Source organism: Dermacoccus sp. Ellin185 (assembly GCF_000152185.1).
In the GTDB taxonomy this organism is placed as follows: domain Bacteria; phylum Actinomycetota; class Actinomycetes; order Actinomycetales; family Dermatophilaceae; genus Dermacoccus; species Dermacoccus nishinomiyaensis.
This window is the reverse complement of record NZ_AEIQ01000088.1, coordinates 65,228-80,119: the sequence shown is the minus strand read 5'-3', so window position 1 is coordinate 80,119 and position 14,892 is coordinate 65,228. Positions and strand designations below refer to the sequence as shown.

6 protein-coding genes are annotated in these 14,892 nt (G+C 67.2%); all 6 read left to right on the top strand.

Annotation, left to right across the window (positions count from 1 at the left end):
- Positions 1-28: 28 nt before the first annotated feature.
- The 6 genes from HMPREF0321_RS09770 to fusA all read left to right on the top strand — a co-directional run bounded on the left by HMPREF0321_RS09770 (position 29) and on the right by fusA (position 14,885).
- On the top strand, positions 29-3,499 hold the full coding sequence (locus HMPREF0321_RS09770; RefSeq protein ID WP_006946251.1) for an ABC transporter ATP-binding protein: 3,471 nt from the start codon (positions 29-31) through the stop codon (positions 3,497-3,499).
- Positions 3,500-3,893: 394 nt separating this feature from the next.
- Positions 3,894-7,379 (top strand): DNA-directed RNA polymerase subunit beta, encoded by a 3,486-nt coding sequence (gene rpoB, locus HMPREF0321_RS09765; RefSeq protein ID WP_006946069.1) that lies wholly within the window; start codon positions 3,894-3,896, stop codon positions 7,377-7,379.
- A 165-nt stretch (positions 7,380-7,544) separates the two neighbouring features.
- Entirely contained in the window at positions 7,545-11,441 is a 3,897-nt protein-coding gene (locus tag HMPREF0321_RS09760; RefSeq protein WP_006946156.1) for a DNA-directed RNA polymerase subunit beta', read from the top strand.
- 381 nt (positions 11,442-11,822) lie between these two features.
- Positions 11,823-12,197, top strand: coding sequence for a 30S ribosomal protein S12 (gene rpsL / locus HMPREF0321_RS09755; protein ID WP_006946105.1), 375 nt, complete (start codon positions 11,823-11,825; stop codon positions 12,195-12,197).
- Positions 12,197-12,667, top strand: a complete 471-nt coding sequence (rpsG, locus tag HMPREF0321_RS09750; RefSeq protein ID WP_006946238.1) for a 30S ribosomal protein S7 — start codon at positions 12,197-12,199, stop codon at positions 12,665-12,667. Before rpsL ends, rpsG begins: the two co-directional genes overlap by 1 nt.
- Before the next feature lie 103 nt (positions 12,668-12,770).
- A complete protein-coding gene (fusA, locus tag HMPREF0321_RS09745) occupies positions 12,771-14,885 on the top strand; it encodes an elongation factor G (protein WP_006946174.1) in 2,115 nt (704 codons plus the stop codon).
- Positions 14,886-14,892 lie beyond the last annotated feature (7 nt).

The window sequence follows — 14,892 nt, the reverse complement described above, 5'->3', positions numbered from 1 at the left end:
GGTGTTCACCCGTAGCCTGTGACGTGCCATGACGACACCACCCGCGCCGCACGCCTCGCCATCCCGCCAGATCGGATGGCGACGCATCGCCGTCCCCAGTACGTGGGCCGCCGTCATCCTCGCGGCCGTCACAGCGTTGGCGACGACGGCGGCGTCCGTCATCGCGGGCCGGCTGGCCGAGCACACGAGCGCTCGCCTCGTGACGCTGCTGGCCGTCACCGTCCTCGGTGGGGCGCTCGTCGACACCGCGGGGCGCTTCCTGTGGGCGGGCATGGTCGATCGTGCCGCCGGGCAGCTGCGTCGCGACCTCGTCGACGCGGTGCTCGCGCAACCGCTCGAGGCCCTGTCGGAGCAGGCGGGCGGTGAGATCCTCGACCGTGTCGACGACGACACCCACGAGATCTCGAACCTGCTGCGACAGCAGATCTGGATGGTGCTGCGGATGACGCTCGCCATGGTGCCGATGTGGATCGTCGCGGGTATCACGTGGTGGCCGGCCTGGGTGCTCTTCCCGCTCTTCGCGGCGCTGACGTGGGTGCTCATGCGTTCCTTGCTCGCCCCGATCGCGGCGGGCAAGGTGCTCGAGGAGGCCGCCTGGACGGAGCACGCCGCCATCTTCGAGGAGGGCGTCGCGGGCCGCGACGACATCCGCACGAGCCTCGGCCAGCCGTTCGTGGTCGCGCGCCTCGCCAAGCTGTCGGCGCGCGTGCACGAGCGGTTCCTGGCCGTCGTGCGCCTCGAGGTCAAGCTGCTGCTGCGCACCGGCCTGTCGCTGCACCTGCTGCTCGTCCTCGTCGTGCTCGCCGGTGTCGCGCTCGCCTCGCGCACGTCGATGTCGGTCGGTGATCTCGTCACGATGTTCCTCGTCACGAGCACGTTCGTCGGCATGCTGGCACGGGTCGCCGAGCAGTTCCCGGACATGCAGGCGGGCCTCGGCGCCATCGTGCGCCTGCGCGCCCTCCTGGCCGTTCCGGCCGAACCCGAGGGCGGACGAGCGCTGCCGGAGGGCCCGCTGGATCTCGACGTACGTCACCTCGACTTCAGCTACGGCACCGGCACGTTCGCGCTGCAGGACGTCGACCTGCACGTGCCGGCCGGGTCGACTCTCGCCCTGGTGGGACGCACCGGATCCGGCAAGTCGACGTTGGCCTCCCTCGTCTCGCGCGCCGTCGAGCCGCCGCCCGGTTCGCTCTTCCTCGGCGGCGTCGACGTGCGCGACCTCGACCTGGAGGCGCTGCGCGGGGGCGTCGGTGTCGTCACGCAGCGCACCGAGATCCTCGCCGGCACGCTGGCGGAGAACATCACCGTCTTCGAGCCGCTGCCGCGCGCTCAGATCGAGGACGTCGTCGAGACGCTCGGTCTCGGCCCGTGGGTCTCGACCCTGCCCGACGGCCTCGACACGGTGCTCGGCCCGGGTGGCGTGAGCCTGTCGGCCGGCGAGGAACAGCTGCTGGCGTTCGCCCGTCTGCTCGCACGCGACGTGCGCGTCATCGTGCTCGACGAGGCGACCGCCCGCATGGATCCGGTGACGGAGGCCCGCGTCGTCGCGGCCTCTGCACGGTTGCTCGAGGGGCGCACCGGCATCCTCATCGCGCATCGTCTCGGCACCATCGAGCGGGCCGACTTCATCGGCGTCATGGAGCGCGGGCGCCTCGTGCAGTTCGGTCGCCGTGACGAACTGCTCGAGACACCCGGTTACTTCCGCGACCTCACCGAAGCCGCCGGCGCGTCCGCCGTCCCCGCCCCGGACCACGAGGCCCCGCACGTCGCGCACGCGCGACGCACGGGCGCGGCGCCCGTCACGCGCGACATCCCCGAGGGTTCGTCCCTCGCACGCGCGATCATCAACGCGCTGAAGGTGCGGCCCGAGTGGGGCGTCGTGGCCATCTTCGCGTTCCTCGCGTTCTCCATCTTCGGTGCCATCGGCAGCGTCACGGGCTGGGCTTGGGGTCACACCGTGCAGGCCCTGGCGGACGGCACCCCCGCATGGGGTTGGGCCGCAGCGGTCGCGGTGTGCGTGATGCTCGGCCCGGTCTCGCTCGCGGTGGCCGTCATCCGTTACCCGCGGTGGTGGATCGAGATCTCCCTGCGGGTGCGCATGCGCGTGCTCATCGGACAGACGGGGCAGCACCGGCTGCCGCGCACGCCTCCCGGCGAGGTCGTCGCGCGCGCGATGGATTCGGATCGCTTCGTCCGCTATGCCGACCGGTGGATCGACTTCACCAACGGTTTCGTCATCGTCGTTCTCACCGCTGTGCTCGGTGGCACCTGGCTCGCGGGTCTCGTCCTGCTCGTCATCATGGTCGGCTCGGCGCTGGCCTCCGCCCTCGGACGGCGCGTGGCGGGCCGCTCCGCCGCGCGGGCGTCGGCGTCCCGTGCCCAGTTCGGTCGCGCCCTCGTCTCCTCGCTCGAAGCAGCGCGCACCATCAAGCTCGCGGGTCGCACCGGGCGCATCCGCGAACACCTCGCCGCCGTCGACCGCACGCGCGTCGAGGCCGCGGTGCGCGAGCACCGAGTCGCCGCCGTGCTCGACGGCGTCCCGACGCTCATGGTGCAGGCAGGCATCGTGGCAGCCTGGGCGGGGGCGCTGTACGGCACCTGGGGCCTTGCGACGGCGCTGCTCGTCGTCAACGCGGCGTCCAACTTCGACTGGTTCGGCCGGGTCGCCGGGTCGGTCGTCACCGAGGCGCCCGGAACGCGGGCCTGGCTCAGGGCGACGAGCGAACTCGCCGGCGGGGCCGATCTCGTCGACCTCCCGGCTGGCCTCGACCTGCCCTCCGGTGCGGCACCTCAGGTACCTGAGACGCCGAGGGAGCCCTTGCGCGAACTGGCGTTGCGCGACCTCGCCGCCCTGCACGATGACGGGACGGTCGGCGTCGAAGGCGTGGATCTCACCGTCGGGCAGGGCGAGCTCGTGCTGCTCCTGGGCGCCGTGGGCTCCGGCAAGTCGAGCCTGCTGGCGGCACTCGCGGGGCTCGTGCACCACACCGGCTCGCTCACGTGGAACGGACGAGAGGTGAGCGAGCCAGAGCTCTTCCTCCGCCCCGGCCAGGTCGCCTACGTCGCCCAGACGCCCCGAGTGCTCTCCGGCTCCTTCGCCGAGAACGTGCTCCTCGGTCACGAGCGCGAGTTCGACACTTCCGTCGACGCTGCGCGTCTCACCCCCGACATCGACAACGCGGGCGGCCGGGACAGTCTCGTCGGCCACCGCGGGGTGCGCCTGTCCGGTGGGCAGGTTCAGCGGCTGGCGCTCGCGCGAGCCCTGTCGACGGAGGCCGAACTGCTCCTGGCCGACGACGTCTCGAGCGCGCTCGACGCGCGCACCGAGCTCGAGCTGTGGGACGCGTTGCGTGCGCGTGGCAGCGCCGTCGTCGGGGCGACGTCGAAGCGTTCGGCTCTCGCCCGGGCCGACCGCGTCGTCGTCCTGGAGGCGGGCAGGGTTGCGGACGCCGGCCCGTGGCGTGAGCTCGAGACGCGCTGGTCGCACCTGGCGGGGTGACGGGCGACCGGCGCGTCGCTGCTTGACTGTGCGCCCGCCCTGCGTCATTCTCGTGGGGTCAAGACGGCGCCGGGGGAGGCGCCGGATCATAGCGGTCGATGCGGTCCACCCGGGCTCGTCAGGATGGGCGCGCGGTGCGACAGACTCGGGTTCCGAGTTCGTCGGCTTGCATCCTTCTTCTCTGGGTACTATCCTGCTATTTTGCGCTGCCCTGTCTGCGCCTGCCCCCGACACCCGATCCGGATTCCGCGTCAAGACGCCACCACGAAGAGCTGCCCGCTCTGCTTGGTCGCGACATCATGACGCCGGCCGTCCGAGGAGCGTCGAGGGGGGAGGACCCGTACGGCAGGTGGCGCGCACTGCCGATCTGTAAGGCCTCTGGAAGGGACCCTCCTTGGCTGCCTCGCGCACCGCGACCCAGACTCTGTCCTCGGCGAAGACTGCCTCCGGCCGTCTCACCTTCGCCAAAATTCGTGAGCCCCTCGAAATCCCGGATCTGCTCGCGCTGCAGACCGAGAGCTTCGACTGGCTTCTCGGCAACGAGAAGTGGCAGGCCCGCGTGGCCGCCGCCAAGTCGGAGGGCCGTGTCGACGTGCCCGAGCGCTCCGGTCTGGAGGAGATCTTCGAGGAGATCTCGCCGATCGAAGACTTCTCCGGCTCGATGTCGCTGAGCTTCCGCGACCACCGATTCGAGGACGTCAAGTACTCCATCGAGGAGTGCAAGGAGCGCGACATGACGTACGCGGCTCCGCTGTTCGTCACGGCTGAGTTCATGAACGCCGAGACGGGCGAGATCAAGAGCCAGACGGTCTTCATGGGCGACTTCCCGCTCATGACGGACCGCGGCACGTTCGTCATCAACGGCACCGAGCGCGTCGTCGTCTCGCAGCTCGTCCGTTCGCCGGGCGTCTACTTCGAGCGCTCCATCGACAAGACCTCCGACAAGGAGATCTACACGGCGAAGGTCATCCCCAGCCGTGGTGCGTGGCTCGAGTTCGAGATCGACAAGCGCGACATGGTCGGTGTCCGCGTCGACCGCAAGCGCAAGCAGTCCGTGACGGTGCTGCTCAAGGCGCTGGGCTGGACCGAGGCTCAGATCCTCGAGGAGTTCGGCCAGTACGAGTCGATGCGCGCCACCCTGGAGAAGGACCACACGGCCGACCAGGACGCCGCGCTGCTCGAGATCTACCGCAAGCTGCGCCCGGGCGAACCGCCGACGCGTGAGGCTGCCCAGCAGCTGCTCGACAACCTGTACTTCAACGGCAAGCGCTACGATCTCGCGAAGGTCGGCCGCTACAAGGTCAACAAGAAGCTGGGCGTCGACGGCGGGCTCGAAGACTCGACGCTCGGCATCGACGACATCGTCGCCACCATCAAGTACATCGTCGCGCTGCACGCCGGCGAGGAGACGATGAAGGGCACGCGTCACGGCGAAGAGATCGACGTCCGCGTCGAGATCGACGACATCGACCACTTCGGCAACCGCCGCCTGCGCAACGTCGGTGAGCTCATCCAGAACCAGGTTCGCACGGGCCTGTCCCGCATGGAGCGCGTGGTTCGTGAGCGCATGACGACGCAGGACGTCGAGGCCATCACGCCGCAGACCCTGATCAACATCCGCCCCGTGGTGGCGTCGATCAAGGAGTTCTTCGGAACGTCGCAGCTGTCGCAGTTCATGGACCAGAACAACCCGCTCGCCGGTCTGACGCACAAGCGTCGTCTGTCGGCGCTGGGCCCCGGTGGTCTCTCGCGGGACCGCGCAGGCATGGAGGTCCGTGACGTCCACCCGTCGCACTACGGCCGCATGTGCCCGATCGAGACGCCGGAAGGCCCGAACATCGGTCTCATCGGTTCGCTCGCGTCGTTCGGTCGCATCAACCCGTTCGGTTTCGTCGAGACGCCGTACCGCAAGGTCGTCGACGGCCAGGTCACCGACGACGTCGACTACTTGTCGGCGGACGAGGAGGACACGTTCGTCATCGCGCAGGCGAACGCGCCGCTGACGCCGGACAACCACTTCGCCGAGGACCGCGTCATGGCGCGCACCAAGGGCGGAGAGGCGAGCGACGTCGCGATCGAGGACGTCGACTACATGGACGTCTCGGCGCGTCAGATGGTGTCGGCCGCGACCGCACTCATCCCGTTCCTCGAGCACGACGACGCCAACCGCGCCCTCATGGGTGCCAACATGCAGCGTCAGGCGGTGCCGCTCGTTCGTTCGGAGGCTCCGCTCGTCGGTACCGGCATCGAGTACCGTGCGGCACTCGACTCGGGTGACGTCGTGCGAGCCACGAAGGCGGGTGTCGTGCAGGAGGTCTCCGCCGACCTCGTCACGGTCGCCAACGACGACGCGACGTACTCGACGTACCGCATCGCGAAGTTCACGCGCTCGAACCAGGGCACCTGCTACAACCAGCGTGTCGTGGTCAACGAGGGTGAGCGCCTCGAGGAGGGCGCCGTCATCGCTGACGGCCCCGCCACCGACGGCGGCGAGATGTCGCTCGGCAAGAACCTGCTCGTGGCGTTCATGCCGTGGGAGGGCTACAACTACGAGGACGCGATCATCCTGTCGCAGCGCCTCGTGCAGGACGACACGCTCTCCTCGATCCACATCGAGGAGCACGAGATCGACGCCCGCGACACGAAGCTGGGCCCGGAGGAGATCACGCGGGACATCCCGAACGTCTCCGACGAGGTGCTGGCCGACCTCGACGAGCGCGGTATCATCCGCGTCGGCGCCGAGGTTCGTGACGGCGACCTGCTCGTCGGCAAGGTCACGCCCAAGGGTGAGACCGAGCTGACGCCGGAGGAGCGCCTGCTGCGCGCCATCTTCGGTGAGAAGGCCCGCGAGGTCCGCGACACGTCGATGAAGGTTCCGCACGGTGAGACCGGCACGGTCATCGGCGTCAAGGTCTTCGACCGTGACGAGGGCGACGAGTTGCCCCCGGGCGTCAACCAGCTCGTGCGTGTCTACGTGGCGAACAAGCGCAAGATCACCGACGGTGACAAGCTCGCCGGCCGTCACGGCAACAAGGGCGTCATCTCGAAGATCCTGCCGGTCGAGGACATGCCGTTCCTCGAGGACGGCACGCCGGTCGACGTCGTGCTCAACCCGCTCGGTGTTCCCTCGCGAATGAACCCCGGTCAGGTGCTCGAGCTGCACATGGGCTGGGCCGCCTCGCGTGGTTGGAAGATCGAGGGTGACCCGGAGTGGGCGGCCAAGATCCCGGCCGATGCACGTGAGACGGGCCCGAACACCCGTATTGCGACGCCCGTGTTCGACGGTGCGCGCGAGACGGAGATCCGTGGCCTGCTCGAGTCGACGAACACGACGCGCGACGGCGTGCGCCTCATCGGCGACTCCGGCAAGGCGCAGCTGTTCGACGGCCGCTCGGGTGAGCCGTTCCCGGAGCCGGTCTCCGTCGGGTACATGTACATCCTGAAGCTGCACCACCTCGTCGACGAGAAGATCCACGCGCGTTCGACGGGTCCGTACTCGATGATCACGCAGCAGCCGCTCGGTGGTAAGGCGCAGTTCGGTGGTCAGCGCTTCGGTGAGATGGAGGTGTGGGCCCTCGAGGCCTACGGCGCCGCATACGCCCTGCAGGAGTTGCTGACGATCAAGTCGGACGACGTGACGGGCCGCGTCAAGGTGTACGAGGCCATCGTCAAGGGCGAGAACATCCCCGAGCCGGGCATCCCGGAGTCGTTCAAGGTCCTCATCAAGGAGATGCAGTCGCTCTGCCTCAACGTCGAGGTCCTGAGCAGTGACGGCACCGCCATCGACCTGCGCGACTCGGAGCAGGAAGTGTTCCGGGCCGCGGAGGAGCTGGGCATCGACCTGTCGCGCCGCGAGCCGAGCAGCGTCGAGGAAGTCTGATCACGGCGCCCGACACGCGGTGGGTCGATCGAGATGATCGCCCGGCCCACCGCGTGTCGGATCAGCCGGCGCAGACGTAGGTCCGCGGCTCGAACGAGCCGACCGGACAACCACAACAGCAACGATCAGACTTTTCAGATTTAGGCGAGAGAAGGAATCAGCAACGTGCTGGACGTCAACTTCTTCGACGAGCTTCGCATCGGCCTCGCGACCGCGGACGACATCCGCGAGTGGTCGCACGGCGAGGTCAAGAAGCCCGAAACCATCAACTACCGCACCCTCAAGCCCGAGAAGGACGGACTCTTCTGCGAGAAGATCTTCGGCCCGACGCGCGACTGGGAGTGCTACTGCGGCAAGTACAAGCGCGTCCGTTTCAAGGGCATCATCTGTGAGCGCTGCGGCGTCGAGGTCACGCGTTCCGCGGTTCGTCGCGAGCGCATGGGCCACATCGAGCTCGCCGCGCCGGTCACGCACATCTGGTACTTCAAGGGTGTCCCGAGCCGTCTGGGCTACCTGCTGGACCTCGCGCCGAAGGACCTCGAGAAGGTCATCTACTTCGCGGCCTACATGATCACCTCGGTCGACGAGGAGCAGCGTCACGCCGACCTGCCGTCGCTCGAGAACCAGATCGAGGTCGAGAAGAAGGAACTCGAGAACCGTCGCGACGCGGACATCAACACGCGTTCGACGAAGCTCGAGGCCGACCTCGCCGAGCTCGAGAAGGAGGGCGCCAAGGCTGACGCCCGCCGCAAGGTCCGCGAGTCGGCCGAGCGCGAGATGACGCAGATCCGCAAGCGCGCGGATCAGCAGATCGAGCGCCTCGAGCAGGTCTGGGATCGTTTCAAGAACCTCAAGGTCCAGGACCTCGAGGGCGACGAGATCCTCTACCGCGAGATGCGTGACCGTTTCGGTCTGTACTTCGAGGGCGGCATGGGCGCTGCGGCGCTGCAGAAGCGTCTCGAGAACTTCGACCTCGACGCCGAGGCGGAGCTGCTGCGCGAGATCATCGCGACGGGCAAGGGCCAGAAGAAGACGCGTGCGCTCAAGCGTCTGCGCGTCGTCACGGCCTTCCAGCAGACCGAGAACAAGCCGGCCGGCATGGTTCTCGACTGCGTCCCGGTCATCCCGCCGGACCTGCGCCCGATGGTGCAGCTCGACGGTGGCCGTTTCGCGACGTCCGACCTCAACGACCTGTACCGCCGTGTGATCAACCGCAACAACCGACTCAAGCGTCTGCTCGACCTCGGTGCGCCGGAGATCATCGTCAACAACGAGAAGCGCATGCTTCAGGAGGCCGTCGACGCGCTGTTCGACAACGGCCGTCGTGGTCGACCGGTGACCGGTCCGGGCAACCGCCCGCTCAAGTCGCTGTCCGACATGCTCAAGGGCAAGCAGGGTCGTTTCCGTCAGAACCTGCTCGGCAAGCGAGTCGACTACTCGGGTCGTTCGGTCATCGTCGTCGGTCCGACGCTCAAGCTGCACCAGTGCGGTCTGCCCAAGCAGATGGCGCTCGAGCTGTTCAAGCCGTTCGTCATGAAGCGCCTCGTCGACCTCGAGCACGCGCAGAACATCAAGTCGGCGAAGCGCATGGTCGAGCGTGCCCGCCCGGTCGTGTGGGACGTCCTCGAAGAGGTCATCCGTGAGCACCCCGTGCTGCTCAACCGCGCGCCGACGCTGCACCGTCTGGGCATCCAGGCGTTCGAGCCGCAGCTCGTCGAGGGCAAGGCCGTCCAGATCCACCCGCTCGTCTGCTCGGCGTTCAACGCCGACTTCGACGGTGACCAGATGGCCGTCCACGTGCCGCTCAGCTCCGAGGCGCAGGCCGAGGCCCGCATCCTCATGCTCTCGAGCAACAACATCCTCAAGCCCGCCGACGGTCGTCCCGTGACGATGCCGACGCAGGACATGATCATCGGTCTGTTCCACCTCACCTCCGAGGTGCTCGACGCCGACGAGATGAAGGACGAGGACATCCGCGCGTTCGCGACCGTCGCCGAGGCCCGCATGGCCTTCGACGCGGGCGAGATCAAGATCGGCACGCCGATCTCGGTGCGTCTTCGCGACTTCGTCCCGACGGCCGGCACGGTGCTGCCCGACGGCGTCGAGGCGGACCAGAACGGCTTCGTCTCCGAGCTGCGGATCCGTACGACCCTGGGTCGCGCGATCTTCAACGGCACGCTGCCGGAGGACTACGAGTACATCAACAAGCCCGTCGACAAGAAGGTCCTCTCGGCCATCGTCAACGACCTTGCGGAGCGTTACTCGAAGGTCCAGGTCGCGGCGTCGCTCGATGCGCTGAAGGAGACCGGTTTCCACTGGGCCACGCGCTCGGGCACGACCGTCGCCATCTCGGACGTCGTCATGCCCTCGAACAAGGACGAGATCCTCGAGAGCTACGACGCCAAGGCCGCGAAGGTGCAGCTGCAGTTCGACCGTGGTCTCATCACGGACGACGAGCGCCGTCAGGAGCTCATCGAGATCTGGACGCAGGCGGCGAACGAGGTCTCCAAGCAGATGGAGAACAACTTCCCGAAGGACAACCCGATCTACCGCATGGTCAACTCGGGTGCCCGTGGTAACTGGTTCCAGCTGCGCCAGCTCGCGGGTATGCGAGGCCTCATGGCCAACCCGAAGGGCGAGATCATCCCGCGTCCGATCAAGGCCAACTTCCGTGAGGGCCTGTCGGTGCTGGAGTTCTTCATCTCGACCCACGGTGCACGAAAGGGTCTGGCCGACACCGCTCTGCGTACGGCCGACTCGGGTTACCTGACGCGTCGTCTCGTCGACGTCTCGCAGGACGTCATCATCCGCGAGGAGGACTGCGGCACGAAGCGCGGTCTCGTCCTGCCGATCGCGCAGCGCAACTCTGACGGCCAGCTGGTCGAGCACGAGGACGTCGAGAGCTCGGTCTACGCCCGCAACGTGGCGCAGACGGTCGAGATCGACGGCGAGACGTTCCTGCAGGCCGGTGACGACCTCGGTGACGTCGCGCTCAGCAAGCTGATCGACGCCGGCATCGAAGAGGTCAAGGTCCGCTCGGTCCTCACCTGTGAGTCGCGCGTCGGGACGTGTGCGAAGTGCTACGGCCGTTCGCTCGCGACCGGCAAGCTCGTCGACATCGGCGAGGCTGTCGGCATCATCGCGGCGCAGTCGATCGGTGAGCCGGGCACGCAGCTGACGATGCGTACCTTCCACACCGGCGGTGCCGCGGGTGACGACATCACGCAGGGTCTGCCCCGAGTCGTCGAGCTCTTCGAGGCTCGCACGCCGAAGGGTGTCGCCCCGATCGCGGAGGCATCCGGAAAGATCGAGATCGAGGAGACCGACAAGGCTCGTCGCATCAACCTCATCCCGGACGACGGCTCGGAGCCGCACGCCTACCCGGTGAGCAAGCGTGCGCGCCTGCTCGTCGAGGACGGCCAGCGCGTCGAGGTCGGCACGCTACTCGTGCAGGGTGCGATCGACCCGAAGCAGGTGCTGCGCATCCTCGGCCCGCGTGAGGTGCAGAAGCACCTCGTCGACGAGGTCCAGGGCGTGTACCGCCAGCAGGGTGTGTCGATCCACGACAAGCACATCGAGGTCATCGTGCGTCAGATGCTGCGCCGCGTGACGATCATCGAGGCGGGTGACACCGACCTGCTCCCGGGTGAGCTGGCCGACCGCGCGCGCTTCGAGGACGCCTCGCGCAAGGCGATTGCCGAGGGCGGACGTCCGGCGTCGGGTCGTAGCGAGCTCATGGGTATCACGAAGGCTTCGCTGGCCACCGAGTCGTGGCTGTCGGCGGCATCGTTCCAGGAGACGACGCGCGTCCTCACCGAGGCCGCGATGAACGTCAAGAGCGACCCGCTGCTCGGCCTCAAGGAGAACGTCATCCTCGGAAAGCTCATCCCGGCGGGTACCGGCCTCAGCCGTTACCGCAACGTCAAGGTGGAGCCGACGGAGGAGGCGAAGGCCGCGATGTACGCGCTGCCGGACTACCAGCCGTACGACTACCCGGTCTTTGGCCCGGGCTCGGGCGAGGCCGTCCGACTGGACGACGCGACGCTCGGCTTCGACAGCTGATCGACGCAGATCCACGCCGCGAGGGGCATCTCCTGCACAGGCAGGGGGTGCCCCTCGCGGTCTCCTCAGGTTCGTCGGCGTGTCGCGTTGCGGTCGGAACGTGCATGCTCCCGCGATTTGGCCGGGGCCCGGGAGAGTCGGTAAACTACTCGGGTGCATGGCAGGAGTCTGTCCGGACTCCACTCATGATCACACCCTCGCCGGGCAGTCGCCGCGATGGGCCGGGCACGGCGTCTCGAACGTCGTGCATGCGCCCCGCGACGAAAGTGCAGGGGAGGGGTCGCGCCTGTTGCGCCCTTCGGCGCACGATCCGCGACGAGACCAAGGAGCCTGCGATTCATCCTGCAGGCAGAACAGATACGACACGTTCGGAGAACTAGGTTGCCTACGATCAACCAGCTCGTCCGCAAGGGTCGCCAGGACAAGGCCACGAAGGCCTCGACTCCGGCTCTCAAGGGCAGCCCCCAGCGACGCGGTGTGTGCACCCGCGTCTACACCACGACCCCGAAGAAGCCGAACTCGGCTCTGCGAAAGGTCGCCCGTGTGAAGCTCACCTCTGGCATCGAGGTCACGGCTTACATCCCGGGCGTCGGCCACAACCTGCAGGAGCACTCGATCGTGCTCGTGCGTGGTGGCCGTGTGAAGGACCTTCCCGGTGTGCGCTACAAGATCATCCGCGGCGCGCTCGACACCCAGGGTGTCAAGGGCCGCAACCAGGCTCGTAGCCGCTACGGCGCCAAGAAGGAGAAGAAGTAATGCCTCGTAAGGGTCCTGCTCCTAAGCGTCCCCTCGTCGTCGACCCGGTCTACGGTTCGCCGCTCGTCACGCAGCTCGTCAACAAGATCCTGCTCGACGGCAAGAAGTCCATCGCCGAGCGCATCGTGTACGACGCCCTCGAAGGTTGCCGTGAGAAGACGGGTACCGACCCGGTCGTGACGCTGAAGCGCGCTCTCGACAACATCAAGCCGGCCCTCGAGGTCAAGTCCCGCCGCGTCGGTGGTGCGACCTACCAGGTGCCGATCGAGGTCAAGCCGGGCCGCGCGACGACGCTGTCGCTGCGCTGGCTCGTCGGCTACTCGCGTCAGCGTCGCGAGAAGACGATGACCGAGCGTCTGATGAACGAGATCCTGGACGCCAGCAACGGTCTGGGTGCCGCGGTCAAGCGCCGCGAGGACACGCACAAGATGGCCGAGTCGAACAAGGCCTTCGCGCACTACCGCTGGTGATCGCGGTTGGGTCGGCGGCCCGTCCTCTCCGTAGGATGGGTTCGGGCCGCCGTCCCGGCTCGCTCCAGCTACTCACACTGAACTTCGAACGAGAAGAGACACCGTGGCACAGGACGTGCTGACTGACCTCAAGAAGGTCCGCAACATCGGCATCATGGCGCACATCGACGCCGGCAAGACGACGGTGACCGAGCGGATCCTGTTCTACACCGGCGTCAACCACAAGATCGGTGAGACGCACGACGGTGCGTCGACGACCGACTGGATGGAGCAGGAGAAGGAGCGTGGCATCACGATCACGTCTGCTGCTGTGACGTCGTTCTGGAACGGCACCCAGATCAACATCATCGACACGCCGGGCCACGTCGACTTCACCGTCGAGGTCGAGCGTTCCCTGCGCGTGCTCGACGGCGCCGTCGCCGTCTTCGACGGCAAGGAGGGCGTCGAGCCCCAGTCCGAGACGGTCTGGCGTCAGGCGGACAAGTACGACGTTCCGCGCATGTGCTTCGTCAACAAGATGGACAAGATGGGCGCGGACTTCTACTTCACCGTGCAGACCATCAAGGACCGTCTGGGCGCCGAGCCCCTCGTCCTCCAGCTCCCCATCGGTGCGGAGAACGACTTCATCGGTGTCGTCGACCTCGTCGAGATGCGGGCGCTCGTGTGGCCCGGCGACGCCAAGGGTGACGTCACCATGGGCGCCAAGTACGAGATCCAGGAGATCCCGGCCGACCTGCAGGCCAAGGCCGATGAGTACCGTAACGCGCTCGTCGAGCGCGTCGCCGAGTCGGACGACGACCTCATGGAGAAGTACCTCGGTGGCGAGGAGCTCACGACGGCTGAGCTCAAGGCCGGCATCCGCAAGCTCACGGTCAACTCCGAGCTGTACCCGGTCATGTGTGGTTCGGCCTTCAAGAACCGCGGTGTCCAGCCGATGCTCGACGCCGTCGTCGACTACCTGCCGAGCCCGCTCGACGTCCCCCCGATGATCGGCCACAAGCCGGGCGACGAGGAGACCGAGATCACGCGCAAGCCGGCTCTCGACGAGCCGTTCTCGGCTCTGGCGTTCAAGGTCGCCGCGCACCCGTTCTTCGGTTCGCTGACCTTCATCCGCGTCTACTCGGGCAAGATCTCCGCCGGCTCGGCCGTCGTCAACTCGACGAAGGGCAAGAAGGAGCGCGTCGGCAAGCTCTTCCAGATGCACGCCAACAAGGAGAACCCGGTCGAGGAAGCACAGGCCGGTCACATCTACGCGGCGATCGGTCTCAAGGAGACCACCACCGGTGACACGCTGTCCGACGTGAACGAGCAGATCGTTCTCGAGTCGATGACGTTCCCGGAGCCCGTCATCTCCGTGGCCATCGAGCCCAAGACGAAGGGTGACCAGGAGAAGCTCTCCACGGCCATCCAGAAGCTGGCTCAGGAAGACCCGACCTTCCAGGTCGAGCTCGACGAGGAGACCGGTCAGACCATCATCCGAGGCATGGGCGAGCTCCACCTCGACATCCTGGTCGACCGCATGAAGCGCGAGTTCAAGGTCGAGGCAAACGTCGGTGCGCCGCAGGTCGCCTACCGCGAGACGATCCGCAAGGCCGTCCCGAAGTACGACTACACGCACAAGAAGCAGACCGGTGGTTCGGGCCAGTTCGCGAAGGTCCAGATCACCTTCGAGCCCCTGGACACGGCCGAGGGCGAGCTCTACGAGTTCGAGAACGCCGTCGTCGGTGGTCGCGTGCCGCGCGAGTACATCCCGTCGGTCGACAACGGCATCCAGGATGCGATGCAGCAGGGTGTCCTCGCGGGCTACCCGCTGGTCGGCATCAAGGCGATCCTCGTCGACGGTGCCTACCACGACGTCGACTCCTCGGAGATGGCGTTCAAGATTGCCGGTTCCATGGCGCTCAAGGAGGCCGTCCGCAAGGCCGACCCCGTGCTCCTCGAGCCGATGATGGCTGTCGAGGTCCGTACGCCCGAGGAGTACATGGGTGACGTGATCGGTGACATCAACTCCCGCCGTGGCCAGATCCAGGCCATGGAGGACGTCAGTGGCGCCAAGGTCGTTCGCGGCCTGGTTCCGTTGTCGGAGATGTTCGGGTACGTTGGCGACCTCCGTTCCAAGACGCAGGGTCGTGCCAACTACACGATGCAGTTCGACTCGTACAGCGAGGTTCCCCGGAGCGTCGCGGACGAGATCATCAAGAAGATCCGGGGCGAGTGAACGGGTT

What these genes read in the sequence shown, in the direction of transcription:
- rpsG (WP_006946238.1), top strand. Translation starts at nt 12,197, where the DNA reads ATGCCTCGTAAGGGTCCTGCTCCTAAGCGTCCCCTCGTCGTCGACCCG.
- HMPREF0321_RS09770 (WP_006946251.1), top strand. Translation starts at nt 29, where the DNA reads ATGACGACACCACCCGCGCCGCACGCCTCGCCATCCCGCCAGATCGGA.